Raw genomic sequence first — 26,243 nt, 5'->3', positions numbered from 1 at the left:
CTTTACGTATCCCTCAACCCAAGAGAATAAATTTTGATAGTGAGATCTAGTAGAAATACATCATCAGGATTCATAAGAGACAGCTGTGTAAGAGATTCAATTTTTCTTAACCGATATAGAAGCGATTGCCGATGTAAATTGAGCTGACGGGCGGTTTGACTCACATTTCCACTGTTTTGGTGATAAGCTGTGAAGGTTCCTATCAGGTCCATTTGCCTATTTTCATCGTAAGAAAGAAGTGGTGCTAGTGTATCCATCGTAATATCTTTTACTTCCTTATCTTTGGATAAGCTTTGCAACAAGCGATTTATTTTGGTTTCATCGTAATCGATTCTACTTCCCGGACCTTTTTGTTTACTCCCTATATCAAGTGCTGTTAAAGCTTTCTCATAATTTTCATTAAAAGCATAGAAGCCATCGTCACTCTTCCCGATGCCCCATGTCACCATTATCCCAGGGAACAACATACTGATTCGCCGTTCCACAAGATCTAGAAATTGTTGAACAGGTTCTAAATTCACCGAATACTCCATCTCTAAAAAAATGGTCAACTGATTCTCCTGAGCAGTTGTCATCACCTTTCGTTCTACAGTCTCTCCTGCATAAAGAATTTCTTCGCTTACATAGTAGATCATACTTTCAAACCAATGTTCATAGGAAGAAAACCCTTTGCTATTTTTCTGGTATAGTTCTTCCAGATTATCTACCTTTCCAATAATACAAACATAAGGAAGAGCAAGATTATATCCAAGCAATTTGCCACGAGATACCAACCTATCTTTTGAGCCATACTCTCCATTCGCAAGGCTTAGAATGAAGTCATCTTTAAGCCGTATTTCTGTTTCTTTGACAGCGTTTTCTTTTACAAATGCAAGAGCAGAAGCTGTTACAGCATGTTCCAAAAGACTAAAATCCATGTCTTCTCCCGTTTCTGAACAAAATACAATGAGTTCTCCTTGTTCCATATTTCCAGATTGAATCTTCATCCTCCATCCAGTCGTACCTTTTATAGAGATTTCCTCTATTCTACTTCGTAAAGGGTGTTGATCCATTCCTATATCGCTTTCTTTTTCTGTAGGCTGTATAGTCCAGTTCTCTAGCATATCTTTATCTATACCGGATTTACCTTTTACTTTCCCTTTCTGATCCACAATCATCACAGGTGTATTCAAATGTCTATTCACAAACCTGGCAACATCTGAGAGGTTCCCCCCCTGTAACACTACTTCCAGCAGCTGTTGTTGAGTTTCCTCAGATTGCTTGAGATCTTCTTCTTTGGAATCATTTATTTTATCCATACAGCAATGAATCACATCGGAAAACCGAACTTCCCAATTTATTTCAAACAACACAAATTGTTTTTGTTCTGCATAGAATCGCACCTCTTCTGGAATATCAAACAGATGACGCCCCGTAGCAAATGCAAGAGCAGAAGCACCTGATTCATAAACATCCTTCACGAAATGAAGAAGATCCTCATGGCTCTCCCCCAGTCCAATACCTGTACTTAATACAAACTCGTTCTCTCGTACAAAATTTTCAACTGGCATCTCAATAACAGATACCCATTCCACCTCTTTCTTATGTAAAACCTTTTTCCCTGACAACACCTCCGTTTCCTGCATTATAGGCAAAGTCATGATCTCGGGCAGACTAACCGTCATATTCATCACCACTTTTTACAGCCTCAAGAAAACATGTTGGATCCACATTGTTTCCGGTGATGATATTCACAGTATGACTACCGACCTTCTTAGCTTTAGAATGTAATAAAACAGAAACAGGAGTCGCGGCTGCCCCTTCTACGCCAAGTTGGTGTTGGTGCCAGATATAGCTCATCCCTTGAGCAATTTCTTCTTCTGAAAGGAGGACAATCTCATCAACATATTTTTTAACCATCGAAAAAGTATAGGTGTTATTATCCCCTATACCGCCTAACAAACTATCCGCAATCGTATCCTGCTCCTCCAATACAATTGGCTTCCCTGCTTGGATACTCTCATACATTACAGCAGAATGTTCCATTGAAACACCTATGATTCGAATAGAAGGATCAGCAACCTTCAATCCAAGGGCAATCCCTGAAAACAAACCACCGCCAGATAAAGGGATAATACACGTATCCATCTCTGGTATGGACTCTAATAACTCGAGTGCAATGGTTCCTTGGCCAGCAATGACTTCCTTATCATCAAACGGCTTCACCACTGTCATCCCTTTTGTTTCCTGGAGAGTATAACAATATTCCTGTGCTTCATCCTGACTTTCACCGACAATACTAATCTCGGCTCCCATCTCCCTTATTTTATTTACTTTATTAGTAGGAACACGGCTCGAGATACACACAACTACTGGAATACCAAGCTGTTTTGCTACATATGCAACAGCTAGTCCATGGTTGCCAGTAGAAAAGGTTGTCACGCCTTTTTGTCGGTCTTCTTCTGATAAACTTAGTATTTTATTAGCAGCACCTCGAAGTTTAAATGCACCTGTCTGCTGAAGATTTTCCAGCTTAAGATAAGCATTGGTACCACTTTGTTTGGATAATACATCTGTACGAAGTATCGGTGTGTTCGTAATAAAAGTAGCTATTCGTTGTTTGGCTTCCCATATATCTTTTTGGGTAGGTTGCATCCATTCTTGGCGATAATGCTGGGATTGAGTATAGACCATAGGTTTGGAAGACCTCCTAGTACAATAATGATTACATATTTTAATACTATTCCATATTTTCTGCCAATTATATCGGAGCCCAATGAGAATGTCTATTTCAAGAAGAGGTTTTCTTCCATAATGTTCGGCACTAAGATTTCCCAATTCTACTTCATCCCAGAGAAGGAAAAAGAACTCTTGATTGAATTGGGTGGAAAAGGGTTTTTACAGGCACATTCGTTGGGATTCAATAGTTTTGTCTGCTCCTGTTCCGAAAAATATAGAAGCTATTAAGCTTCCCTGTATGGTAAAATATATAAGAAATAGTTAATTTATTCTATTTTGGCAACAAAAGTATAGTTAGTAGCGCTAAATAGTAAACAGATGTATTATAAACGGTTTCAATTTTGTTTTTTGTATCTTGTGTTTTATTTATTAAGAGGAGGATGATGAGAAATGGCAATGCAAATAACAGAAGCATCCATTTTCAATCATGAAGGAAACACGATTAAAACGGAAGATAGAGAGATTCATATTATCACCAAAATCGAGGAACCGTGCATCGCCGTCCTAGGAAATGTCTTAAGTACGGAGGAATGCGAGGAACTCATCCGGATATCCAAAGACAACATGAACCGCTCCAAGATTGGATCCCATCGAGATATAAGTGACATTCGTACGAGTAGCGGCACTTTCCTTCCAGAAATAGAAAACGATGTGGTAAGTCGGGTTGAAAAGCGTGTATCCCAAATCGTGAACGTTCCCGTTGAACACGGTGAAGGACTCCATATTCTGAACTACAAGGTGGGACAGGAATACAAAGCCCACCTGGACTACTTTACTTCCACTAACAAAACAGTAAACAACCCCAGAATAAGCACGCTTGTCATGTACTTAAATGATGTAGAAGAAGGTGGGGAAACTTACTTCCCACACTTAAACCTGTCTGTCGAACCAAAACAAGGAATGGCAGTCTACTTTGAATATTTCTATCAAGATCCATCTTTAAACGAGCTAACCTTACATGGCGGTTCACCTGTCATAGTAGGAGAAAAATGGGCAGCCACCCAATGGATCAGAAGACAACAATATAGATAAGTGGGACGGGGGAACAGGTTCCTCGTCCCATTTTTTTATGTGATGCGGTGGGATGAGGGACCTGTCCCTCCGTCCCATTTTTGTGCCGAAGTGAGACGAGGAACCTATCCCTTCGTCCCACAAAAAAAGCCTACCCTCTACCGGGTAGGCTTTTTGACATACTCTATTCTTCTGTATCATCCGTTGATTCATCTGACGGCGCGTCTTCATCATCAAGCTCTGGCTGAGTTGACTGTTGCTCTTTTTGTGCATCTTCTAATAGAGACTTAATTTCCTCCATAATACGACCGGCTTCTTGGTAATTACCTTCAGACGTTTGTTGCTGATACTGGTCGAATAAATCGGCTACTTGCTGAAGCACTTGGTTCGATTCAAGTGTTTCCTGTCCAGTATCAGGTGCCTCACCTTGATCACCATCTCCATCTTCTTCCGGTTGTTCACCTTCGCCTTCCGGATCAATTCTAGATAAAAGTTCGTCTAGGGCACGATCAAACGTCGGCTCCATCACAATTTGGTTCTGATAGGCGACGATAACCTGTTTGACTTCAGGTAGAGACGTTTCGTTAGAAGATTGGATATAGATTGGTTCAGCATACAGAATCGTATCCTCAATCGGTAGGACAAGTAAGTTTCCTCGAATTACCTCAGATCCTCCCTGTGACCATAGGTTCAATTGCTGGGAAATGTCACTGTCTTGATTAATTCGATTCTCGATTTGCTGCGGTCCGTAGATGTTTTCCTGTTTCGGAAATTCATAGATCATCATCTCTCCATAGTTTTCCCCGTCATTTCGAACCCCCATCCAGGCGATCATATTTTGACGATTTCTCGGAGTGAACGGCGTCATAAGAATGAATTCCTCTTCCTCCGCATCTGGCAGACGCATGGTCACATAATAAGGTTCCATGGTCACATCATCATTGAAGTATTTTTCCGTTGGGATTTCCCAATAGTCCTCACGGTTATAGAATACTTCCAGATTCGTCATATGATAGGTTCGGTACATTTGAGACTGAATTTTGAAAAGATCGATAGGGTAGCGGAAGTGATTGCGTACATCTTCAGGCACTTCCTCTGTAAATAAATCCGGGAACATGTTCTGATAGGTCTGCAACAGTGGTTCTTCTGGATTTACCACATAGAAAGTAGTTTCCCCCGTATAGGCATCAATTGTTACCTTCACCGAGTTGCGAATATAACTTTTATCTCCCTCGTAAGGCTCGGAGTAAGGATAATTGCTCTCTGTTACATATGCATCAATCATCCAAGCCAATGTGCCATCATCTCGAACAAAAATGTAAGGATCATCGTCATAGCTGAGGAATGGTGCGATGCGCTCCACACGATCCATGATATTTCGCGTCTGCAGCATTTGACTGTCTCCGCTCACTTGATCGGAAACGAATAAACGGAATGATCCTTCATCAATCGCAAAAAGCCCGCGATTAATACCAGATAGTTGAATCCCAGTATCCGCTTCAAATCGGTTCGACTTATTTTCATCTCCAGCAGGATAATCAAACTCATCAACCCCACTGTTCACAATAACGGTATCGTACTGTTCTTCACCAAAATAAATCTGAGGGCGATTGATTTCAATATCCCCTTGCGGAGGCAAGTTCTCGACCATATACTCCGGCTGTCCTTGCGGCGTGATTTCATGGACATTACTCATGGCAATTCCATAACCGTGCGTGTAACGAAGATTCTGGTTCACCCACGTCTGCGCTTGTGAAGGTAGGTCGGAGGTGTTCAGTTCACGAGCTCCAAGGAAAACTTGTTCATATTCTCCATCGACATTGTAACGATCGATATCAATATCATTAAATTCATAATACGTTCGGAACGTTTGAAGCTGATTGTACACATCGAGAATCGGTCGACTATCGTTGATACGCACATTATCAATCGTATCTTGATTACGCTCCACCATCGTACGATCCAGCGTGTCTGCTCCAGGATGCTGATTCTCCGTCATATTTTCAAAATCATAAGCAGTACGCGTCATAGATAAATTCTCTTCCAAATAAGGACTTTCACGAGAAAATTCATTTGGGGATACGACGAAGTTTTGCACAATGATCGACGCCCCTTGAGCAAGAATCCCGACTGCTATATATATTACGATTGGTGCAATCATACTTTGCCACTTGCCACGGAACAAGGATATAATCACCCAAATCGTTCCTAAAAGCGCTACACCTGCTAATACGTAAGATGCCGGATTATTGATGACATCATCCGTATAGCTCAAGCCATACACGACGCTTTCCTGAGCCACGTTCACCCGATTCGTAAGCAACGAATGAAACGGTTGAAGGACGTGTTGCGCCGCCAATAATACACCAATGGTAGCAAGCGTCACACCCATGTGGACCTGTGCAGATCGGCTCATGCGATACATTTGGAAGACGGAATAAAGTCCCACTTCCACTAACAAGAAAAAGATAGCCAGACCAAGCACTGTCGAAAGCACGAACTCTATGAAAGGAAGAACGAACATATAAAATGATACATCCCGATTGAAATGGGGATCATTTACACCGAACGATTCATAGTTAAGAAACTTGAGCCACGGCTCCCAACCCACTCCTTGAACAATCGAACTTCCGAAAAATCCGATAATCAAGGAAATGAGCAGCAACAACAGACGACTTAGCTTCTTACTGGTGACAACTCCTGGTAACTGCTCGTTGGTAAAATATCCAACATATACTCTTCGAACCCAACTGAACATGATATATGAAAAAATCGAAAACACAATAAAGCCAACGACTCCGAGCATCAACTTACTTGTGAGAATCGTCATGTAGGACTCTTGATACCCTACTGTCCCCATCCATATGTAGTCTGTAATCCAGTTGAAGGACAAGAGAGCAAGTATCAAAAGCACAAATAAAATCATTGCACCTTTACCAAACCAGCCTCCAAATCTATTCCATTTCTTTTTTCGAGCAGAGGACATTCCCCTGACATTACTCGTTTCGCTGTCCAATACAATTCCTCCTTTTTCTCTATTCTCTATATACGGTTGAAGTTAAAAAACGTTTCATTTGAGACGGGGGGACAGGTTCCTTGTCTCATAAAGTGGGATGAGGAACCTGTCCCTCCGTCCCACTATTATTTTACTAGATTTGGGTGGGATGAGGAACCTGTCCCTCCGTCCCACTATTATTTTACTAGATTTGGGTGGGATGAGGTAGGTTTTTGGGAGAGAAAAGATCTACGACGTTTGATGAAATGACTGACGTATAAGCAAACAACACATCTTTAAGCCAACCCCCGAATAGGATAGGTACCAATAAAAAGCTTGAAATGGGGAATTTCCATGTTACAAGTATCAGGGAATCCTTTCCAAATAACAGAATCATTGAATGTTGGAAGGATGGAAAAAGAGATACTTCAACAAATGCAAAACGTTGGTGAATTATATGCTTATCCTTCCATACAATCATTGTTATTTGATATTACATTTCGAAAAAATATGATGGAGAGCGCAAAAGACATGAATGAAAGCGATGTTTCATTTGAAGGATTTGCCTATGCTACATGCAACCTTACTTACTGGAATTTGACGCCAGCAGGCGGATTCCTAATAAAACCCTATGTTCTTCCATCTGATGCCATACGAGATATTTTTTCTGAAAACAGCAGCCTTTATGCATTTGAATGTGCGACAGCGAGTGTGATCAACTTTTATCATGCCATGTTAAATAGTATTGGCACTTCCATGTTTAATGCCTATTTTCCAAACCTTTATTTGTATAGTTGGCACACTGATCCTGACCTAGGTCTATATACGTTTTATGCGAATCATTATTTACCTGGGGATGTGGTGTATTTTAGTAACCCTGACTTCAGCCAGGAGAATTCTAGTTATAGAGGCGAAAATGCCATCGCTATGACTGGAGGAAAATTTTTTGGACACGGCATTGGAATAGAGACTGCTGAAGAAATCATACAATTTCTAAATGAAAAAAGACGGCCAAGAAGTAAGCAGTCAGCTTATTTAACCCGTTCCGTCACAAGACTTTCCCAAGAGAGTTTAGAGAAATTTGCGTACCAGCAAAGAGACTACAATGTTCAAAAGATGTCACTGTTTGTGATACACCACAATATAACTTCTATATCTTCGTCACATTATCTACGTTATCTACTAAAAGGAACTCGGCGAATCTGACATCCGTCGTGATATACACCCAATTTGTAGGTTGACGGGCTCATGTTTAACCTAGGTGCGTATAATGTAGTGAAAACAACCAAACGAAAGGAAGTATAAACATGTATGCTAACGTAAATGCACCACATACTATGGGCGCGAATATGCCTCCACAACCATCTTATGTTTCCCCTGCTTATGGCTATGGTCCTGGTCGAAACAATGACACCTTTGTATTAATCGTTGTATTGTTTATCTTATTAATCATAGTAGGCGCTGTCTGCTACTATTAATAAGATTAAGAGGGACAGATTACTTGTCCCTCTTTTTTTGTGGGATGAGGGGATGGGATGAGGGGACAGGTTCCTCGTCTCATTTTATAGTGAGATGAGGGACCTGTCCCCCCCATCCCATTTTAAAAATCTCCATGTTCCGTTCCCCATTTATGCATTTGCTGCAAGATAGGCATTATCGTCATTCCGTGTTCCGTAATCGAATACTCCACTTTTGGAGGTATTGTGTTGTACTGTTCACGATGAATGAATCCATCTTCTTCGAGCTCTTTTAATTGATGACTCAACACTTTATGCGTAACTCCAGGAAGCATACCCCTCATTTCATTGTATCGGAAAGTCCCTTCCGTGCCTAAATGCCATAAGATAACTGTTTTCCACTTACCACCGATTTTCCTCAATGTATATTCAATCGAACAGTTCAACTTTCCTTCATCATTCACAGGAGCATCCATAGGTCACCATCCTTTCTTACCTATAGGTTAGTGTCTTACAAAAAAGTGCATTCTTACATGACTATATATTGTTTCGTATAATAAAGCTGCAATTGAGGTTAACTTTTTTGTGAAGGAGGATACAAATTATGCTAACATACCCAAGAGCTTTTTCTCATATTGGACTGTCTGTACCAAACTTGGAGGAGGCAGTAACATTTTACACAGAGGTGTTAGGCTGGTACGTCATCATGGAACCATCTGAGGTAAAAAATGATGACACGCCAATCGGCCAGATGTGTCGAGACGTTTTCGGAGACGGTTGGGAGAGATTCCGAATTGCACACCTTTCTACTGGGGACAGAATTGGTGTGGAACTGTTTGAGTTTCCGGAAAATGAACAACCTGAAAATCATTTCGAATACTGGAAAACAGGCCTATTCCATTTCTGCATCCAAGACCCTGACATCGAAGGACTCGTTGAAAAAATCAAACAACACGGCGGTAAACAGCGCATGCCAATCCGTGAGTATTACCCTGGGGAGAAACCTTTCAAAATGGTTTACGTCGAAGATCCATTCGGCATCATATTTGAAATCTATACGCACAGCTATGAATTAACCTATTCAGAAGGTGCTTATTAAATGAGACGCAGGGACAGGTCCCTCGTCTCATTTTATAGTGAGATGAGGGACCTGTCCCCCCATCCCACTTCCCCTATCTCATCCCAACTAATCTAAGTAGGAAAATATCGTTTATTATGGCAAAATATATGTATAAGAAACAATGCTCACCTTCAAAACCGTTGAGGTTCTCTGGAGAGAATAGACCAAGTCATGATGGTACTTGTGTGGAAACGGGATTAAGGGAAAGGGGTAGGAATGGATCATATCATCATATCCGTTGTCATTCTGTTGTTATTAATGGTATTAAATGGCGTTTTTGCAATGACTGAAATTGGGATTGTGACGTCCAGAAAAAGTAGATTGCAGCAATTAGAAAAAGAAGGGCATAAAAGAGCAAGCACGGCTCTATATTTATCCGAACACTCTGAAGACCTTCTTTCCACCATTCAAATTGGCATTACGTTAATTGGAATCATGGCCGGTGCGTTTGGTGGGGCCGCGATTGCGGATGATTTGGCGCTATATTTGGATCGCTTTTCAGTATTGCGGCCATGGAGTAACGAAATAAGCATGGTAGTAGTAGTAGGGCTCACAACCTTTCTAACCCTGGTGATTGGGGAGCTGACCCCGAAGCAAATCGGACTCAAACATCCAGAGAAAGTGGCGGTTGCAGTGGCAAAGCCAATGTATTTCTTTTCCAAAGTGGGCAAACCAATTATTTGGGTGTTGAACCGTTCCACTACTACCACCCTGAACATCCTCGGCGTACATACATCCAAGGAGCCTGATGTAACAGAAGAAGAAATTCAACACATGGTCGAACAAGGTGTACATAGTGGCACGATCGAACAAATCGAACATGAAATGGTAGACCAGATCTTTAACATGGGAGATCTACGGCTGAGCAATATTTTGGTGCCAAGAACTCAATTAACCTGGATCGATGTGGAAAGTGACATCGAAGAGAATATGCAATTGATTAGTAAAAGTGACCATTCCCGGTTTCCTGTAGGGAAAGGAAGCCTGGACCATTTTCTCGGCATGATCTATACGAATCGTGTGTTTGAAAAGCTTTTCAATGGGGAGGATTTTTTGATTGAGGATTGTATTGAAGAAGCCTTCGTGCTCCCTGAACATGTAAAGGTCTTTCAAGCCTTAGAAACGTTGAAAGCCTATGGTTATCACGAAGCTGTTGTAGTAGATGAATACGGGGGTGTAGAAGGTTTTGTAACCCTTTATGATTTCATGCAGGTCATTGTTGGTGACATACCCGATGCTGTCAGCCAGCAAGAAGAAGTAAAAATCGCACAATACGATGAAACATCCTGGTTGGTGGATGGTCAGCTATCGATTGATACCTTTCTCCGTTATTTTGCATTAGAAGACAAACATATGGACGATACCGCTTTTCATACGCTTGGTGGATTAATCACCAATGAATTAGGTCACACTCCCCAAAAAGGAGATACCCTTGATTTGGAGACGTTTCAATTGGAAGTAGTGGATATGGATCATGTACTTGTGGATAAGCTTTTAGTCACTTCTAAAGAAAAGAAGACCGAAGAAGAATCTGACTCATAAGCAAGGAGGATGAAGATGGAATTTTATCAACGGAGTACAGCAGATGTAGTAAAAGCAGTCGATTCCACTGAACAAGGGTTATCCAGTGAGCAAGTTCAATCCCTGTTACAGCGTGATGGGTATAATGAACTGAAAGATAAAGAAAGAGTGCCTACGTGGAAACTCTTTATCGAGACGTTCAAAGACCCAATGGTAGTGGTGCTTCTCGCAGCAGCCGGCGTGCAAATCATCATTGGCGAACTCGTGGAATCGTTGATTATTTTCCTTGTCCTGCTGATCAACTCGATCATTAGTGTCGTGCAGACCAGGAAAGCAGAAAGTTCACTTGAAGCCTTGAAAGACATGTCCGCCCCTAGCGCTAATGTGATTCGCGACAGGAAAAAGCAAACCATTGAAGCAAGGGGGATTGTCCAGGGGGATGTGGTCTATCTCGAAGCAGGGGATTACGTTCCGGCGGATGGACGTGTTTTGAAAAGTGGCTCCTTAAAAGTGAATGAAGGAATGCTCACGGGTGAATCAGAAGCCGTCGAGAAAACTTCTGAAGTCATTGAAGAAGAGGTTGCACTTGGGGATCAGCGGAATATGGTATTCAGCAGTTCCCTGGTGGTGTATGGGCGCGGTGAGTATGTCGTCACAGGTACAGCCGAAAATACAGAAGTTGGGAAAATTGCCGATATGCTCTCTACAGCAGAGCAAAAAGAGACCCCCTTACAACGGAAGTTAAATGATTTCAGTAAGAAGCTTGGCCTTGCGATACTCCTTCTTTGTGTACTAATTTTTGCTGTTCAAGCAGCGCGAATCTGGTTTGGTGATGGACAAGCTGACACGACCTCCGCCTTAATAAATGCCCTAATGTTCTCGGTCGCCATTGCTGTGGCAGCGATACCCGAAGCGCTACAGTCCATCGTGACGATCGTACTTTCGGTCGGAACCAACAAAATGGCCAACCAGCATGCCATTATCCGTAAACTGCCGGCTGTGGAGACATTGGGGTCAACCAGTATTATATGTACAGACAAGACGGGAACCTTGACCCAAAATAAAATGACGGTGACTGATCACTTCTTACCTTTACATAACAGGGAGCACCTACCAGAAGACGAAGCAGACTGGGATCAAGCTGAGCATCTGCTCGTCCAAATCGGTACCCTCTGTAATGATTCTTACATCAATCAGGACAACCAGGAGGTAGGTGACCCAACTGAAGTGGCTCTCATTCATTTTGCCAACCAGCATACAGACGGATATCAATCCTTACGAGACCGGTATCCTCGTATAGCTGAATTGCCATTTGATTCTGATCGTAAGCTAATGTCAACGCTTCATCAGATGGAGGACAGTCCCATGATGTTGGTTAAGGGTGGCCCTGACGTAATGTTTCAACGCGCGAGTTATGTGCTAGTCAACGGAGAAGAACATCCATTAACAGAAAATATGCTCAATCGTTTTGAAAAAGCAAATGAGGAGTTTTCGAACCAGGCGTTACGAGGGCTTGCCTATGCTTACAAACGAGTAACAGAAGGAACAACAGAACTGCGACATGAAGACGAACATGACTTCGTACTTGTTGGATTAACGGCGATGATGGACCCTCCTCGTGAAGAGGTATTTGGTTCAATTGCACAAGCAAAAAAAGCAGGCATTCGCCCCATTATGATTACAGGAGATCACAAAACAACAGCTCAAGCGATTGGTCGACAGATCGGCTTAATGGATGAAGAGGATATTGCCGTTACAGGGAAAGAACTGGATACCATGTCGGCGGAAGAATTAGAACAGAAACTGGACAAGATTTCGATATATGCACGCGTTTCCCCAGAAAATAAAATCCGTATTGTCCGAGCGTGGCAAAATCGCAACGCTGTTACCGCAATGACAGGAGACGGGGTCAACGATGCGCCGGCTCTTAAGCAAGCAGACATTGGCATCGCCATGGGAAGCGGCACCGAAGTGGCCAAAGATGCTTCGGCTATGATTCTGACCGATGATAACTTCGTCTCCATCGTCAATGCTGTTCAAGTGGGCCGCACAGTTTATGACAATATAAAAAAAGCAATTAGCTACTTATTTGCAGGAAATTTAGGAGCGATTCTGACCATTCTATATGCAGTAATCTTCAATCTGCCGAATCCATTTACGGCCCTGCAATTGTTATTTATTAACCTTGTAAATGACTCCCTGCCTGCTATTGCACTAGGCGTTGAGAAATCTGAACCAAACGTCATGGAACGAAAACCACGCCCCACGGATGAAGGAATCTTTGCAGGCCAAACGATACAGGCTGTCTTAACAAGAGGGCTGTTGATTGCAATCGCTGTTACGAGCTCATTCTATATCGGCTTGAGTCACTCCAATGAAATGGGTGTCGCGATGGCCTTTACGACCTTGATTTTATCCAGAACACTCCAAACCTTTGCCACACGATCCAATACACAATCAGCGATCAGCATCGGATTGTTCAGTAACAAATACGTGGTTGGTGCTGTAGCTCTTGGATTCGTCTTATATGGCATTACTGTTTTACCATTTGCCCGCGATGTATTTCACATCCCAGCCGCATTTGGATTAACCGATTGGGGCATTGCGACAGGCCTTGCGCTCGGAGCCGTTATTATGATGGAAATCGTGAAAGTATTAAGATATCGAAAAGGCTAAATCATGAGACGCAGGGACAGGTCCCTCGTCTCACTTAAAAATGGTGCCTGACCCCGCTCTGCTAAAGCATTAACGCAGCGGGGGTCAGGCACACAAAAATGAGATGAGGGACCTGTCCCCCCATCTCACTTTTATCATTTGCTCAAATTCTCTAGTCTCTCCAACAGCTCTTGAAGGTTAGGGTCATCTAGGAAGTTCTCTATCGTAATAATCTCCTTATCACTATGAGCTATCTTCGCTCTATCCAATAGATCCTTATGAACCACCACGATATTTGAATCTTCCGGTACATCTTCTATTCGATAGTGTTTTACTTCGATGCCCTCTATTCCTTTCTTGTGCAGCTTTTTCCTGAATGCTGTTGCACCCATTGCACTACTTCCTGCACCTGCATCACACGCGAAGGATATCTTTTCGATCTCAGTAGTATTTTGTTCGCTAGCTGCAGATACTTGCTTCCCTTCTTGTTTCATTGCTTTGGATTTTTCAATATGTTCATTTAGATTTTCTTCTTCAGTCTCCTCTGTATTCTTATCCATTTTCAAGATAAGTGAGGTGATTAGGAATGTTACTCCGGCGGCAGCTAAGACACCAGCAATGATTCCAACAAAGCTACCCTTAGGTGTTAAACCTAGATAGGCAAAGATAGAGCCTGGACTTGGTCCTGCAACAAGGCCTGCGTCAAATAATTCGAACACCGCAATCCCTGTCATACCTCCACCAATCATTCCAATAATTGTAAGGGGTTTCATTAATACGTATGGAAAATAAAGTTCGTGAATACCGCCTAAGAAATGAATAATCATTGCACCTGGAGCCGTTCGTCTAGATGTCTTACCACCAAAGAACGTAAATGCTAGTAATAACCCTAATCCTGGGCCTGGGTTTGAAGCGACCGTAAAGTAAATGGACTTCCCTTGTTCAGCAGCTGCTTGCATGCCTAAAGGATAATAGATACCTTGGTCGATTACGTTGTTTAAAAACAACACCTTAGCTGGCTCATTGATAAGAGAAAGCAAAGGCAATAGTCCCGTAGCTACTAATGCTTCAATGGCTACCGTTATACCATTATTTGCGGCTTCAATAACCGGACCAATAAATTCGAAAGATACTATCATTAATAAAAAGCCTAAGATTCCGAGAGAGAAGTTATTCACAATCATTTCGAACCCAGCAGGGATTCTATTTTCAAGAAGACTGTCAAACTTCTTAATAATCAAGCCACCTAGTGGACCAATCACCATTGCTCCTAAGAACATTGGTATATCTGCCCCTACGATCAATCCAATTGCACCAATCGCGCCCATTACAGCCCCACGTTGGCCTCCTACCATGCGACCGCCCGTAATAGCTAGCAGCAACGGTAGCAAGAAATTGATTGCTGGGCCAACGATTTTGGCGAGTTCCTCATTCGGCATCCAACCTGACGGGATGAACAACGCTGTTAAAAGTCCCCAAGCTATGAAGGCGCCAATATTCGGCAACACCATATTCGTCAAAAACCCACCAAAAGCTTGAACTTTTGCACGGATGGATGGGGAATTATTCCCTCCACCCATGTTAGCTGTATTCGCTGTAGTAGACATATTTTTCACACCTTTCTCATTGTTCAGTAAATTAGAATCAAAAAATATAATGTCCTTATCCCAAAAACTACTCAACCGAGTTTATTAAATCTATAATTTCCTTCTCACTCTTAGCTTCTTTCAGTTTATCTCTAACTTCTTCTTCCATTAATGCAGCGGACAAATCAGATATTAAATCCAAGTGACCAGTGCTGTCCTCAGCAGCTAGCGTAAATAGAACCTTCACCTCTTTGTCATCCGGGAACATTACAGGGTCTTGCAATTGCATAAAGGAGATCCCTGTTTTCTCTACGCTGTTCTCATTTTTCGCATGTGGCATGGCAAACTCCGGAACCACTACGATATAAGGTCCATTTGTATTTACATTTTGAATCATATCATCAACATACTTAGAAGTAATAGAACCATTTTCTAGCAATGGAGAAGCTGACTCTCGGATCGCCTCTTCCCATGAATTTACGGACTCTAGAAAACGTACATTTCCTTTTAAATGTTCACCTAACATAGTACCATCACCTTTCGCTCAAGCTTCCTAATGCGTTTCATTGTTTTAATCGCTCATAATTATTTTTTATCTTCGTCTTTATTGCCGTGTCCTCAATTTGTGTGAAGTGAGAGATTGCTTCCTCTATTCCATGCTCCTTAATGAATATTTGAACCTGGACAGACTCTTCATCATCAGGATTATCGAATAGAAAACCTGCCGCTATTGCTGTTGTTACGTTTTCGATCGGCAAGGCTAACTCATAAATGCTTCTAAGTGGCTTAACCAGCCTCTCATTATAACCGAGTTTCCTGATTGGGGCCCTACCCACTCGAAAAATATCATCACTTATTTGTTCATTTTTAAAACGTTTTATCGTTTCCTCTATAAATTCAGTCATTTCATCATTCGGAACATGGTACGTTTGAACAAAATAACGACTAACCTCATTAAGCGTTGCCCTCAGGTACTTCTCCATCCGCGAATCCTTTAGTGCACTTTGAATGGTTTTATATCCCTCTAAAAATGCCAGATACGCTGTAGTAGCATGTCCTAAGTTAACCAAAAATAATTTTCGTTCTATATATGGTGTTAGACTTTCGACATACGTTACATTTTCTAGGGAAGATATTTCTGGATTAACCAGTTCAGATTGATCAACCACCCATTCATAGTACGGTTCTACAACTGCAACGTCCCTTCCATTCCTTTCTTCTGAAAGGGAAAGACGGTCAATAGCTGAATTGGGAAATCCAACATAGGATTGAATTGTCTCCATTTCCCGCTCCGAAACATTCTTTTCAATCTCTTCTCTTAGTGTAGAAGTAGCATTGATTGCGTTTTCGTTTGCGATAATATCGATTTTCTTTTCCTTCAAACGAATTCTTTCTAATAGACCTTCCGCAATGATAGGCGCAACCTTCGGTAAGTTATTCACTCCTACCGATGTGGTAATCATGTCAGATTCGATGATTTTATTGATTACATCTGATTGGGAGCTGACATGCAGCGCCCGGGCAGGGGAAATAGTCTCGACGGTACTTTCCTCATCTAGTGTTTTTACTACATAATTATTGTAATGGTTAATATCATCGACTACTTGTTGGTTTGCATCAACAAAACATATTTCAAATCCATTCTGATGCAGCACATACCCTATTAAGCCTCGTCCAATATTTCCTCCGCCAAAATGGAGCGCTTTCATTTGATTCCCTCCTTTTCTCGAACCGTCGTCTCTACATATGACCTCTTTTTATTCTAAATTCGCATGATATTCCCAAAGAGACTCTATTTCAATGTTTCTCTCTTTAACCATCATGAGTGCGATCGTATCTCCCAATAGTAATAAGCTTTGTTCGAATAAACTCTTCATTGGTTGTACAGAGTGTACTTCTTCCGGCGTATCTATTTTTGAACTAGCAGGAATTCGAACGGATACATCCGCATATTCAGACATGGAACTATTCGGATTTGAACCTATATGGGCAACAGACGCACCATATTGCTTTGCCTTCTGTGCAATAATTAATGGAAAAGCTGTTTCCCCACTACCAGAACCTACGATTAGTAAATCATTTTCCGTTATAGCTGGTTCCGTTGTTTGGCCAACCACATAGGTGTTAACTCCAAGGTGAGCAAGCCTTTTGGCAATTGATTTCAAGGATAAAAGAACTCTTCCTACTCCGACGAAAAATACTTTATCCGCTTTTTCGATCTCCTTTAACAACTGTTCTACCTCATTGTCGTTAATATTGGATAACGTTGCTGTCAGTTCATCCGTAATGATATTCGTAGCATTTTGATAATTAGCCATTTAATTTTACCTCCTCATTTAAGCCTTCTTCAATAAGATTTTCCACTGTCTTTTTGTTTTCTGCTAAGCTTTGACCTTTTGCATATAAGCTTGTACTACCAGCAACCAACATATCTGCACCGGCGTTTACTAGTTTAGGAATCGTTTCTAGAGAAACACGTCCATCCACTTCTATGCTTGTATCTAAACCTTTAGATTGAATTAAATTGTATAAATCCTCTACTTTCTTCGTTGCATATGGCACTTGCGCTTCCCCTTTATCAGAGGCAAAGCCAGGATTAATTAACATGAGTAAAACAGTATCGCACTGAGGTAACACATAATCTAAAGCAGATAAAGGCGTTGCTGGATTAAGTGCAATTCCAACTTTGGTATCGTGCTTTCTAATCATATTGATATAGCGATCAACATGCTTCGTCGTCTCAAGGTGGAAGGTTATTTGTTCAACCCCAATTTTCAGCATCTCTTGTATAAAAAACTCATTATCGTTAGACATAATATGAACATCAAAGTTCATGTTGGTAATTTTTCTTAACTGCTCAATAGTAGAAAGCCCGAGTGGCATGCTTGGACTAAACGAACCATCAATAACATCAATGTGTAATGTATCAAGCCCTGCGCTTTCGATTTCTTTAATGCTCTTCTCTAAATTACATAAATCAGCGCACATAATTGAGGGAGCAATCGTTACATGGTTTTGCATGTTTCTGCCTCCTTTTGTCTTTATCTTTGCGTGTAATTCCATATTAATGCGTTTTCACTAAAATGTAAAGCATGTTTTTGCACTTTTTTGCCGATTAGTGCATGGATTAATTTTACTTATCAGTACAATATGATACAATTTAGGAAATGAAAAGAGGAGTATAAGTCTATGCTTAAACAAGAAAGACAACAAAAAATCGTTGATATACTAAATGAAGAGCACAAAGTCATTGCCAGTGACTTAAGCAAACGATTATCTGTTTCAGAGGATACGATCCGTAGAGACTTAAAAGAGTTAGATCACCAGGGGTTTATTAAAAGAGTACATAGCGGAGCATTGCGAAAAGGACCACCAGTCGAGGATTTTTCTACTAGACAGGAAATGTATAATGAAACAAAAACGAGCTTAGCCACTAAAGCCTTAGACTTCATTAAAGACGATATGGTGATATTAATAGACGGGGGAACAACGAACTTACAATTGGTACAACAGCTACCTTTAACTTTACGAGGAACTGTCATCACGAACAGCCCCCCTATCGCTATGGCACTTTCGAATCACATTGAAGTTGAAGTTATCATGATTGGCGGTACTTTATTTAAGCAATCAATGGTCAACTTAGGAATAGAGACTACTGAAACATTAAATAACATGAGAGCAGATCTATATATTATGGGAATATATAAAATAGATCCTCAAATAGGGATTAGCGTTCCAAGTTTGGAAGAAGCCTCAGTAAAAAGGAAAATGGCATCTATTTCTACTGAAATTATAGGAATGGTTACGGCTGATAAATTGGATACCGCTTCTAACCACATCGTCTGCCCGGCAGATAACTTGACCTACCTCATCACAGAACAAGTTAACCCAAGTATTAAGACCTTATACGAAAAACAAATGATTAGTGTGATTGATTGAAATAGCATTGGGTGCTAGTAGGGAGATGAAGAGTAAAGGGGATTATGAGTGAGATGAAGAGGTAGATTATTAACGTTATTTACTTGAACCCCACTAAAAATAGTAAAGGAGCCCTTAAACGGACCTCTTTTTAAAATGAAGGCTCTGTTAAAGTTTAATGTTGATCTTTGAATCAACTAATTATGGTGGCACCTTTATTCAAGATAAGAGGCATAATCTTGAATAAGGATTTTAACGTTTCCGTTGCTTTAAGGTAGTGGAAAGGTGGTCGGGGAAATAGGTCCCTTTCCTGCGGCCTCACACGACGTGGGGTCGTTCAACGTTGCCACACGATGTGGCGTTCTTAGTTGAACTTCCTTGTTGACTAACAGAGCCTCCTCGTTCGGTCCCCTCTCTGCGGGGTCTCTACAGCCCGTTTTTCCGCGGTAGTCTCCCCATTTCCCCGACCACCTTTGCTATCGTGTAGATGAAGGGAAAGCGAGCTAATTCCAGCCCACTCAACATTTCCACTATCCCAAATATCTCGATTTTGAGTCTTCAATATAATGGTGCGTTTATCGAATAAGAACGAAGTCTGTAAATCTCCTTTCGCTATATCAACAACAAGCTTTAACATAGCCAAAATGAAAAAGAAGCAGGAATCCCTTACTGGGAGCCTGCTTCTTTTTTTGTATTAATTACGAAAAGATGGAAAGGAAAATATAAAAAGGGGACTGCAAAAGTTAATAAAGAAAATCAAAAATCCATATAAATGCCACTTCAACTACTTTGGGGGTACCCATATCATTATAAGAACAATACACATGCTTTTATTTCTTACATCAAGCATTGTGTTTCAATCACAAAATTACAAAAAATATTTGTGCTTACTACACAACAGTGCTTATAAACACTGAAATAAAGCTAAATTTGGACATAACAACAAAATGTTTGAATTGTTTAACAATTCTAAATAATCTGCTAATATTTTCAGTGATAGAAAGGAGCATACCAAATGGAAGTTATTTCAGCAAATGATATTAATAAGGGATATTCAATGAAAGAAGCCATGAAGTCAATCGAAGACTTTCACAATTACAAGGAGGACTCTTACATATCTCCTGATCGCATGCATGTTGAGGATGGAAAAAATACCGCTTTGCTAATGCCTGCTTTTTATGGAAACTATTATTCTACAAAATTAGTAGGAGTAGCTCCTAATAACTCTAGTAAGGGAAAAGATACAATCCATAGTCTTATGATTCTTTATGACCGAGAAACTATGGTTCCTTTGTTCATGTGTGATGGAATCGCTATTACTTCCCTTCGTACAGGAGCATTAGGAGGGCTTGGAATGAAATATCTCGCAAAAAACGATGCTAAAACTCTTGGGATAATTGGAACTGGAACTCAAGGTTGGAGTCATATGCAGTCGGCTATGGTCGCAAGAGATATTGAGGAAGTTCATATCTTTAACCGAACAAAAGAAAAAGCAGATCAATTTAAATTAAAAGCAGAAAAAGAGTTCCCAAACGTTCATTTTCATGTCTCTTCCATAGAAGATTTGGTCAAACAGTCAGATATTATCGTGACAGCTACAACATCTCCACAACCTGTTTTGCCTGAACTCAGCCCCTTAGACTGGAAGGGAAAGTTAATAGTAGGAGTTGGATCGTTTAGACCTGATATGCAAGAAATTACGGATCAAGTATTGCAGGAAGCGGATGAAGTGTATGTTGATTTTAATTCAGCACTCCATGAATCTGGAGATATGATACGTGCAAAAGACTTAAAACCTAACTTAGAAGAATCATTAAACCTGGAAACAATTATTACAGAAGAGCATTTTCCAAGCTCCCCAGAAAATAAGACAATTCTATTTAAATCAGTTGGAGCAGCCATTTTTGACTTAATAGTAACTAAGTCTATTTATGAAAAGCTATATAAGTAGGAAAGAGAGAAGAATTACAAATGAAAAATTTAACAAAACAGAAATGGAAAGATCCTGGAATTGTTATGGTAACTATATTATCTACCATAGCACTATTGTTTTTTATTTGGTGGCCAACTGAAACCTTTATCGCAGGGATCTCCCTAGTAGGTTGGGGGATGTTTGCCTGCTTTTTTATCTGGCTAACTTTAACCATTATATACGTCATCTGGATGGAGAAAAAAGAAAGACATTAATCTGATAAAAGGGAGTGAAGAACGGTGCAAATAATGGAAGCAACAATACTTGGAATATATTTAGTTATTATGACTATTATTGGAATATTTTTCGCAAAAAGAGCCCATTCCTCTGAAGGAGACTATTGGACAGCTGGTAGTAAAATAAATAGTTTCGTAGGATCATTTGCCTTTTTTGCGGCTGTGGCAAGCTCAAGTTCATTAATGGGGGCGGTTGGTTCTGGAGTAGCTCTGGGAGTTCCATTTCTATTAGCGTATGGATTTGGCGCAGTTGCCATCCCTTCTTTTGCTATGTTTCTAATTTCAGGACAAATCAGAAGATCTGGAGTTAAAACACTTCCTGAATTTTTCAAGCATAGATACGGCAAGTCAGTACAAATTGTATCTGCTATAATTGTGGTATTTTGCATGACATTCTATATGATTCCTCAACTGACAGCTTCAGGTCTAATTGGATCTTATGTTTTAGGTATTGATTATGTAACTGCGGTCATTGTATTAGGAATAGGTTTTACCTTATATGCCGCTTTAGGTGGTATGTGGGCGATTACATATACAGATTTAATTCAAGGTGCTGTTATGGTGATTGGAATGTTTATCCTAACCATCATTATCTTAATGGATCATGGCGGAATGGGTACATTAATCCAAGATGCTCTAGATGTTGATCCACAGTTCGGTTCCGTAACTCAACCTTGGATGTCCTATTTTGGTTTATTTATTGCTTTTTTATGGTTTGGCGTGGTTTCCCCTTCTGCTGTAATGAGGAACTTTGCTGCAAAGGATGCAAAAACTGCTCGTAGGTCTGCATTAGGTGCCTGCTTACTTTATGTTACCGTTTTTATCTTTGGCTTTTTCATCGCTTCTGCTGGAGCGAGCCTAGGTATTGTAGAATCCTTAAGTAACCAGGATATGATATTTATAAAGGTGATTGAACATTACATGCCTCCAATATTAGCCGGGGTTATGCTTTCAGGATTGCTAGCTGCCATCATGTCATCTGCAGATGCTATGCTTCTAGCTGTAGCTGCCGGAATTTCTCATGATATTTACAAAGAGCACATAAACAAAAATGCTACTGAAAAAACCGTAACTCGCATGGGATTTGTAGTGATGATTCTTGCTAGTATTGTAGGTATTATTTTCGCTATAGACCCTCCCCAATTAATAGCAGTTATGGTCGGATGGGTAAGTGGCGCTATGTTATCTGCATTCGGCTTCCCCCTTGTTCTTGGTTTATGGTGGAAACGTGCAAACACAGCAGGAGCTTTAGCTGGAATGGTTGGAGGAACGGTTACTTTTATTATTATGGCTATGCTTCCATTCGCACTAGTTTCAGAACACCTAGTCTCTGCGCCTGTTTCTGCTATCTTAACAATTGGTGTTAGCTTATTGACTCAAGCGCCATCAAAAGATACACAATTACAAGTAGATCATTATCATACAAATGTACAGGCTTAAGAAGGTGAAAAAATGGAAGTCAGCGTGTTAGGAAACGAACAGATAAAAGAACAAGATTTACCGGAACACATGTATAAAAGCTTAAAACCCTCATTAAAATGGAACCGTCATCTCAATCCAGAGGTACTAAAACAAGGAATAATAGATATAGAAAAAATCTATTATCCAATGTGGACTGTAAGGATGCTTGTTATAGCAGATAGGAAACCTTTCTCTCCAAAAGTAAAACCTAATTTAGCCTTTATCGATGGGATTTCAGGTTATCGAGGATTGCTATCAAGTGTTCCACCTTTAGTGTCAAAAGCTGTATCTAATTCGAGTATAAAGCAGCCAACCATCACAAAAGAAGAACTAAACAAATACATTTATGATGTTCAGGATAAACAAATTAACCGAAGTTATGTATTAAAAAAACCTAGATATGAAATCAAAGAAATCAACCAAACTCACTTACCCCTTTGGAAAGTAGAAGTTTCGACAGACTACCTGACCAAAACCTTTCTAATAAACGGAAATACAGGAGAGCCGGAAGAATTGATACAAAAATTGAGTACCTCGGATGAATGGACACTGTAAGAATTAAATCACAATCTGCAGAATGATAACTGCAGATTGTGAATCTTCATGATTACAGCCAAGGAATATAATTTACTGGGTCAACTGTAATCGCGTATTTTGACATATTATTCATTGTAGAGTCAAAGCCAAGAAATGATATAGACATAACCATATACATCGCTTTTATCGTATTAAACTGGGATAATTCAATAACATAAACAATTCTGTCTGCCATTTCACCGATTTGACCTTGAGTCCATAAAATTCGGTCAGCCATAAAGCCAATTTGATCTTCTGTGTACAGAACACCATTTAATGATTGGGTGAAAGTATCAGCACCCAGTTGCCCTACATAAATAATTGCATTACTCGTCGCCATGTTCATCACCTCTCATTAACATATGAGTTTTACCCAATAGAGGTGATAAACCTTTTATTGTATGACGTCCCTTAAACTGTAGAATATGCCAAGAAATCCTTTGTAAAAACGAACCTACCCGTAAGTAAGCTCGTTTTTACTTTATATTAAATAATCAATCTTCGGAAATAGCTTCTTCGCATTCCCATAAAACACCTCATCATGATGCTTCTCAGGCACCAGTGCTCCAATAAACTCAGCATTTTTCACGTATTCGTATTATGGATTACCTCTTGCCAGGGGACCTGGTATTGCGAGATTTAGGGTATTATGTGTGTTTGTAAAGTAATAAACAAACATGAGAACCGTCCCTATGTTTTGTAATACTCAACTAGTAAAAAACAAAACAAAATGCAAATTCAACATACAAGATAGCGAGAGTCAGACGCTAAGGGGAATAACTTTTCCAAAAAATAATTACCCTATGGTTTTGACGGCAATCAATATGCTGGAGATAAAACCATAGGATAATCATAGGTAAGATGGAAATCTTATTACTATTATATCTACTATATCTGTTGTTCTAATTTTGCAACAATCTCTTCCATAAAGATAAAGAATACTGTGCGTGTTTTTTCGAAGGCCTGTAAGCTATCACTTTGATTATATTTGGATAAGTGAAAAATGTAGTCTGCCTTAGAATCTCGAGTATTAATATGTTCTTCTAAGACCAACATAATTCCAGAACCCTTCATCTTAGCTGAAGTGAATAAGTTTTCAAATGAAGAAAAGGTTCCTGTTACCGAGAATACAATAAGTAATGTGTCTTCATCTGCTAAGCGTTTTACATAATTTTCATCATGAGATGAGAAAATATTTTTATCTGTTACAGTAGCAAGCTTATACGCGAAATATTCCGTACTAATATGGGAGGGACCTAAGCCAAATAGAATAACTTTATTGTATTTATTAAATACAGTAATAAAATTATCCACCATTTTTTGATCAAAATCCTCTAAAAATTGGATCAAACGTTCGATTTCACTGGATCTTTTTTTGACTTCTAAATCAGCTGCTTGCCCACTGAAATACAACTTGTATTGCTTGAAATTTTCAAAACCTAATTTACGAACGAGCTTTGAAATTTTCGATGATGACACCTGACACAATGTTGCAGCCTCAAGAATTTTCAATTCACTGTTGGTAGTGATTTCTTCTGACAATATACCATGTATTTTCTTTTCTAATTGGGTTAAATTTCCTGTACTTAGACTTAACATTTACCTACCCTTACCTTTGTGTCATTTAAGGTAATACTGAAACCATATTTAACTTTTCTACAACTTTTATACTAGCATATTATACCCTATAAACCGAAATGTAACGACCACGATACTTATAAGGAAGCGGTTTCATCTTCTTGAGTAACTGTCATGTTCTTTTTCGTTTTAATACCAAACATCACTGTGAAAATAATAGCTGCTATTCCTGCTACACCACTAAAGATAAAGTATGCATTATATCCACCAGAATCCCCAAAGGTACTCATCAATCCACTCACAACAAGTGGTAGCACTATATCTGGTAAATATCCAATTAGAGAAACAAATCCTATAGAAAGTCCAAGTACTTCCTTATCTATATTACAGTCTCCAAGAAGCGACCAATATAGGCCTCTAATGGAATATACCCCTAATCCGATTAAAAGGATCAATATATAGAAGTACATATGAGGTAGTCCAGAAGGTAGCAATGCTGTAACAAATAACGCAACAGTCGCAAGGATTAAGGAGATTGTTAAAATAAAGCTTTTGCCAAATTTATCTCCTAAAAATCCACCCAGAGTACCACCAATAGGTCTCATCCAAAGCATCACTACAGTAACAGTTCCTACGGCCGAAGCAGATATGCCAATATTCGTCTGTAAAAACCCTCCTACGTAATAAACCGTCCATGCTACTATATAGGCCATAAAAATGATAAAACCAAGTAGTATTACAAGTCTGTTAGCAAATACCTTTTTGAATGCCTCTAGACTTACGTTTGATTTTTTCTTTCCTTCATTTTCATTGACCGTTTCTTCAGCTGAAGGTTCATCGACATTTACAAATATCATGATTAATATCGAAACTACAATTAACACTAAGGAATACATATAAATAACGGATACAAGCGCATCTGTTTTATCTCCAATTGCAGTGCTTGATCCAAGTACTGCGGAGAAAATGGCTACAGCAATACTAGCTAATACTGCTTCTACCACTCCTTTACCACCATCTAAAATACCAAAGAGTCTACCTTCTTCTTCTTTTTTAGAAATTAGCTTAACTAGCTTTATATGCGCCGACCAAAACGTTAATACAGAAAATATTCCCCACACGCAGAATATGGCTATCATGTATGGATAGCTAGGAACTTGTGCAAACCAAATTCCTCCTAATCCTACACCAAGAAGAGATATGGAAAGTAACTTCTTTGCTGAAAATCTATCGGCTAGCCAACCACTAGGGAAATAACCAACAACATATGCAATTCCTAACGCAGATAAGATAATATTTAACTGAGGTAACGTGATCCCAAATACATCAAGAATCGTTTCCTGGTAGTTTGTTCTTAAATAAATAAGCGGAAAAATAGAGCCACCTGCTAAAACAATCAGAGCAAATTGAAAGTACCTTTTTACATCATTTGTACGCAT

General features: G+C 39.9%; 23 protein-coding genes. 11 read left to right on the top strand and 12 right to left on the bottom strand.

What is annotated here, in order from left to right; genetic code table 11:
* Window positions 1-2: 2 nt before the first annotated feature.
* Together GLW08_RS15065 and GLW08_RS15060 are read right to left on the bottom strand one after the other, a co-directional pair.
* Window positions 3-1,664 carry a PucR family transcriptional regulator gene (locus GLW08_RS15065; protein WP_160849478.1) on the bottom strand — a complete coding sequence of 554 codons (1,662 nt, stop codon included), beginning with the start codon at window positions 1,662-1,664 and terminating at the stop codon, window positions 3-5.
* Window positions 1,654-2,673 carry a threonine/serine dehydratase gene (locus tag GLW08_RS15060; RefSeq protein WP_237458466.1) on the bottom strand — a complete coding sequence of 340 codons (1,020 nt, stop codon included), beginning with the start codon at window positions 2,671-2,673 and terminating at the stop codon, window positions 1,654-1,656. Before GLW08_RS15060 ends, GLW08_RS15065 begins: the two co-directional genes overlap by 11 nt.
* 462 nt (window positions 2,674-3,135) lie before the next feature.
* On the opposite strand from GLW08_RS15060, the gene GLW08_RS15055 reads away from it, so the two are divergent.
* Window positions 3,136-3,750 carry a 2OG-Fe(II) oxygenase gene (locus tag GLW08_RS15055; RefSeq protein ID WP_423808699.1) on the top strand — a complete coding sequence of 205 codons (615 nt, stop codon included), beginning with the start codon at window positions 3,136-3,138 and terminating at the stop codon, window positions 3,748-3,750.
* A 163-nt stretch (window positions 3,751-3,913) separates the two neighbouring features.
* Here GLW08_RS15055 and GLW08_RS15050 read toward each other — a convergent pair whose 3' ends face one another.
* On the bottom strand, window positions 3,914-6,745 hold the full coding sequence (locus GLW08_RS15050; RefSeq protein WP_337193949.1) for a UPF0182 family protein: 2,832 nt from the start codon (window positions 6,743-6,745) through the stop codon (window positions 3,914-3,916).
* 333 nt (window positions 6,746-7,078) lie between these two features.
* Between GLW08_RS15050 and GLW08_RS15045 the strand changes: the two genes are divergently transcribed.
* Both GLW08_RS15045 and GLW08_RS22445 read left to right on the top strand, forming a co-directional pair.
* Window positions 7,079-7,930: a protein-glutamine gamma-glutamyltransferase gene (locus tag GLW08_RS15045; RefSeq protein WP_160849476.1), complete on the top strand. Its 852-nt coding sequence runs from the start codon at window positions 7,079-7,081 to the stop codon at window positions 7,928-7,930.
* A 101-nt stretch (window positions 7,931-8,031) separates the two neighbouring features.
* The gene (locus tag GLW08_RS22445) at window positions 8,032-8,202 is read left to right on the top strand and encodes a YjcZ family sporulation protein (protein ID WP_160849475.1); all 171 of its coding nucleotides are present in this window, start codon (window positions 8,032-8,034) and stop codon (window positions 8,200-8,202) included.
* A 122-nt stretch (window positions 8,203-8,324) separates the two neighbouring features.
* On the opposite strand, the gene GLW08_RS15035 is transcribed toward GLW08_RS22445, so the two are convergent.
* Entirely contained in the window at window positions 8,325-8,657 is a 333-nt protein-coding gene (locus GLW08_RS15035) for a winged helix-turn-helix transcriptional regulator (RefSeq protein WP_160849474.1), read from the bottom strand.
* 128 nt (window positions 8,658-8,785) lie between these two features.
* Here GLW08_RS15035 and GLW08_RS15030 point away from each other — a divergent pair, with 128 nt between their 5' ends.
* The 3 genes from GLW08_RS15030 (at window position 8,786) to GLW08_RS15020 (ending at window position 13,498) form a co-directional block, all read left to right on the top strand.
* Window positions 8,786-9,280 carry a lactoylglutathione lyase family protein gene (locus tag GLW08_RS15030; protein WP_160849473.1) on the top strand — a complete coding sequence of 165 codons (495 nt, stop codon included), beginning with the start codon at window positions 8,786-8,788 and terminating at the stop codon, window positions 9,278-9,280.
* Window positions 9,281-9,517: 237 nt separating this feature from the next.
* Window positions 9,518-10,843, top strand: coding sequence for a hemolysin family protein (locus GLW08_RS15025; RefSeq protein WP_160849472.1), 1,326 nt, complete (start codon window positions 9,518-9,520; stop codon window positions 10,841-10,843).
* 15 nt (window positions 10,844-10,858) lie between these two features.
* Window positions 10,859-13,498, top strand: a complete 2,640-nt coding sequence (locus GLW08_RS15020) for a cation-translocating P-type ATPase (RefSeq protein WP_160849471.1) — start codon at window positions 10,859-10,861, stop codon at window positions 13,496-13,498.
* Window positions 13,499-13,632: 134 nt separating this feature from the next.
* On the opposite strand, the gene GLW08_RS15015 is transcribed toward GLW08_RS15020, so the two are convergent.
* The 5 genes from GLW08_RS15015 to GLW08_RS14995 form a co-directional block, all read right to left on the bottom strand.
* A complete protein-coding gene (locus tag GLW08_RS15015) occupies window positions 13,633-15,084 on the bottom strand; it encodes a PTS mannitol transporter subunit IICB (RefSeq protein ID WP_272917093.1) in 1,452 nt (483 codons plus the stop codon).
* Window positions 15,085-15,151: 67 nt separating this feature from the next.
* Complete coding sequence (locus GLW08_RS15010; RefSeq protein ID WP_160849470.1) at window positions 15,152-15,589, bottom strand: PTS sugar transporter subunit IIA; 438 nt, start codon at window positions 15,587-15,589, stop codon at window positions 15,152-15,154.
* Between the two features lie 37 nt (window positions 15,590-15,626).
* The gene (locus tag GLW08_RS15005) at window positions 15,627-16,772 is read right to left on the bottom strand and encodes a mannitol-1-phosphate 5-dehydrogenase (RefSeq protein ID WP_160849469.1); all 1,146 of its coding nucleotides are present in this window, start codon (window positions 16,770-16,772) and stop codon (window positions 15,627-15,629) included.
* A 48-nt stretch (window positions 16,773-16,820) separates the two neighbouring features.
* The gene (gene hxlB, locus GLW08_RS15000; protein WP_160849468.1) at window positions 16,821-17,381 is read right to left on the bottom strand and encodes a 6-phospho-3-hexuloisomerase; all 561 of its coding nucleotides are present in this window, start codon (window positions 17,379-17,381) and stop codon (window positions 16,821-16,823) included.
* Window positions 17,374-18,084 (bottom strand): ribulose-phosphate 3-epimerase, encoded by a 711-nt coding sequence (locus tag GLW08_RS14995; protein WP_160849467.1) that lies wholly within the window; start codon window positions 18,082-18,084, stop codon window positions 17,374-17,376. Before GLW08_RS14995 ends, hxlB begins: the two co-directional genes overlap by 8 nt.
* 168 nt (window positions 18,085-18,252) lie before the next feature.
* On the opposite strand from GLW08_RS14995, the gene GLW08_RS14990 reads away from it, so the two are divergent.
* The 5 genes from GLW08_RS14990 (at window position 18,253) to GLW08_RS14970 (ending at window position 23,205) form a co-directional block, all read left to right on the top strand.
* Window positions 18,253-19,002, top strand: a complete 750-nt coding sequence (locus GLW08_RS14990; RefSeq protein WP_160849466.1) for a DeoR/GlpR family DNA-binding transcription regulator — start codon at window positions 18,253-18,255, stop codon at window positions 19,000-19,002.
* Between the two features lie 994 nt (window positions 19,003-19,996).
* On the top strand, window positions 19,997-20,932 hold the full coding sequence (locus GLW08_RS14985; RefSeq protein WP_160849465.1) for an ornithine cyclodeaminase family protein: 936 nt from the start codon (window positions 19,997-19,999) through the stop codon (window positions 20,930-20,932).
* A 20-nt stretch (window positions 20,933-20,952) separates the two neighbouring features.
* Complete coding sequence (locus tag GLW08_RS14980; RefSeq protein ID WP_160849464.1) at window positions 20,953-21,168, top strand: hypothetical protein; 216 nt, start codon at window positions 20,953-20,955, stop codon at window positions 21,166-21,168.
* A gap of 33 nt (window positions 21,169-21,201) precedes the next feature.
* Entirely contained in the window at window positions 21,202-22,629 is a 1,428-nt protein-coding gene (locus GLW08_RS14975) for a sodium:solute symporter family protein (RefSeq protein WP_202410192.1), read from the top strand.
* A gap of 12 nt (window positions 22,630-22,641) precedes the next feature.
* The gene (locus tag GLW08_RS14970; RefSeq protein WP_160849462.1) at window positions 22,642-23,205 is read left to right on the top strand and encodes a hypothetical protein; all 564 of its coding nucleotides are present in this window, start codon (window positions 22,642-22,644) and stop codon (window positions 23,203-23,205) included.
* A 52-nt stretch (window positions 23,206-23,257) separates the two neighbouring features.
* On the opposite strand, the gene GLW08_RS14965 is transcribed toward GLW08_RS14970, so the two are convergent.
* The 3 genes from GLW08_RS14965 to GLW08_RS14955 all read right to left on the bottom strand — a co-directional run bounded on the left by GLW08_RS14965 (window position 23,258) and on the right by GLW08_RS14955 (window position 26,243).
* Entirely contained in the window at window positions 23,258-23,566 is a 309-nt protein-coding gene (locus GLW08_RS14965) for a hypothetical protein (protein WP_160849461.1), read from the bottom strand.
* Between the two features lie 548 nt (window positions 23,567-24,114).
* Window positions 24,115-24,825, bottom strand: a complete 711-nt coding sequence (locus tag GLW08_RS14960; RefSeq protein WP_160849460.1) for a MurR/RpiR family transcriptional regulator — start codon at window positions 24,823-24,825, stop codon at window positions 24,115-24,117.
* 116 nt (window positions 24,826-24,941) lie between these two features.
* Window positions 24,942-26,243: an MFS transporter gene (locus GLW08_RS14955; protein ID WP_160849459.1), complete on the bottom strand. Its 1,302-nt coding sequence runs from the start codon at window positions 26,241-26,243 to the stop codon at window positions 24,942-24,944.

This window comes from Pontibacillus yanchengensis (assembly GCF_009856295.1).
GTDB classification, from domain to species: domain Bacteria; phylum Bacillota; class Bacilli; order Bacillales; family BH030062; genus Pontibacillus; species Pontibacillus yanchengensis_A.
This window is presented reverse-complemented; position numbering and strand designations above follow the sequence as displayed.

Excerpts from the sequence above, each read along its gene's own strand:
- GLW08_RS14970 (WP_160849462.1), top strand. The coding sequence starts at position 22,642 with ATGGAAGTCAGCGTGTTAGGAAACGAACAGATAAAAGAACAAGATTTA.
- GLW08_RS15015 (WP_272917093.1), bottom strand. The coding sequence starts at position 15,084 with ATGTCTACTACAGCGAATACAGCTAACATGGGTGGAGGGAATAATTCC.
- GLW08_RS14985 (WP_160849465.1), top strand. The coding sequence starts at position 19,997 with ATGGAAGTTATTTCAGCAAATGATATTAATAAGGGATATTCAATGAAA.
- GLW08_RS15030 (WP_160849473.1), top strand. The coding sequence starts at position 8,786 with ATGCTAACATACCCAAGAGCTTTTTCTCATATTGGACTGTCTGTACCA.
- GLW08_RS15045 (WP_160849476.1), top strand. The coding sequence starts at position 7,079 with ATGTTACAAGTATCAGGGAATCCTTTCCAAATAACAGAATCATTGAAT.
- GLW08_RS15010 (WP_160849470.1), bottom strand. The coding sequence starts at position 15,589 with ATGTTAGGTGAACATTTAAAAGGAAATGTACGTTTTCTAGAGTCCGTA.
- GLW08_RS14975 (WP_202410192.1), top strand. The coding sequence starts at position 21,202 with ATGGAAGCAACAATACTTGGAATATATTTAGTTATTATGACTATTATT.
- GLW08_RS14980 (WP_160849464.1), top strand. The coding sequence starts at position 20,953 with ATGAAAAATTTAACAAAACAGAAATGGAAAGATCCTGGAATTGTTATG.
- GLW08_RS15065 (WP_160849478.1), bottom strand. The coding sequence starts at position 1,664 with ATGACGGTTAGTCTGCCCGAGATCATGACTTTGCCTATAATGCAGGAA.
- GLW08_RS22445 (WP_160849475.1), top strand. The coding sequence starts at position 8,032 with ATGTATGCTAACGTAAATGCACCACATACTATGGGCGCGAATATGCCT.
- GLW08_RS14960 (WP_160849460.1), bottom strand. The coding sequence starts at position 24,825 with ATGTTAAGTCTAAGTACAGGAAATTTAACCCAATTAGAAAAGAAAATA.
- GLW08_RS14990 (WP_160849466.1), top strand. The coding sequence starts at position 18,253 with ATGCTTAAACAAGAAAGACAACAAAAAATCGTTGATATACTAAATGAA.
- GLW08_RS15005 (WP_160849469.1), bottom strand. The coding sequence starts at position 16,772 with ATGAAAGCGCTCCATTTTGGCGGAGGAAATATTGGACGAGGCTTAATA.
- GLW08_RS15035 (WP_160849474.1), bottom strand. The coding sequence starts at position 8,657 with ATGGATGCTCCTGTGAATGATGAAGGAAAGTTGAACTGTTCGATTGAA.
- GLW08_RS14955 (WP_160849459.1), bottom strand. The coding sequence starts at position 26,243 with ATGCGTACAAATGATGTAAAAAGGTACTTTCAATTTGCTCTGATTGTT.
- GLW08_RS15020 (WP_160849471.1), top strand. The coding sequence starts at position 10,859 with ATGGAATTTTATCAACGGAGTACAGCAGATGTAGTAAAAGCAGTCGAT.
- GLW08_RS15060 (WP_237458466.1), bottom strand. The coding sequence starts at position 2,673 with ATGGTCTATACTCAATCCCAGCATTATCGCCAAGAATGGATGCAACCT.
- hxlB (WP_160849468.1), bottom strand. The coding sequence starts at position 17,381 with ATGGCTAATTATCAAAATGCTACGAATATCATTACGGATGAACTGACA.
- GLW08_RS14965 (WP_160849461.1), bottom strand. The coding sequence starts at position 23,566 with ATGGCGACGAGTAATGCAATTATTTATGTAGGGCAACTGGGTGCTGAT.
- GLW08_RS15025 (WP_160849472.1), top strand. The coding sequence starts at position 9,518 with ATGGATCATATCATCATATCCGTTGTCATTCTGTTGTTATTAATGGTA.
- GLW08_RS14995 (WP_160849467.1), bottom strand. The coding sequence starts at position 18,084 with ATGCAAAACCATGTAACGATTGCTCCCTCAATTATGTGCGCTGATTTA.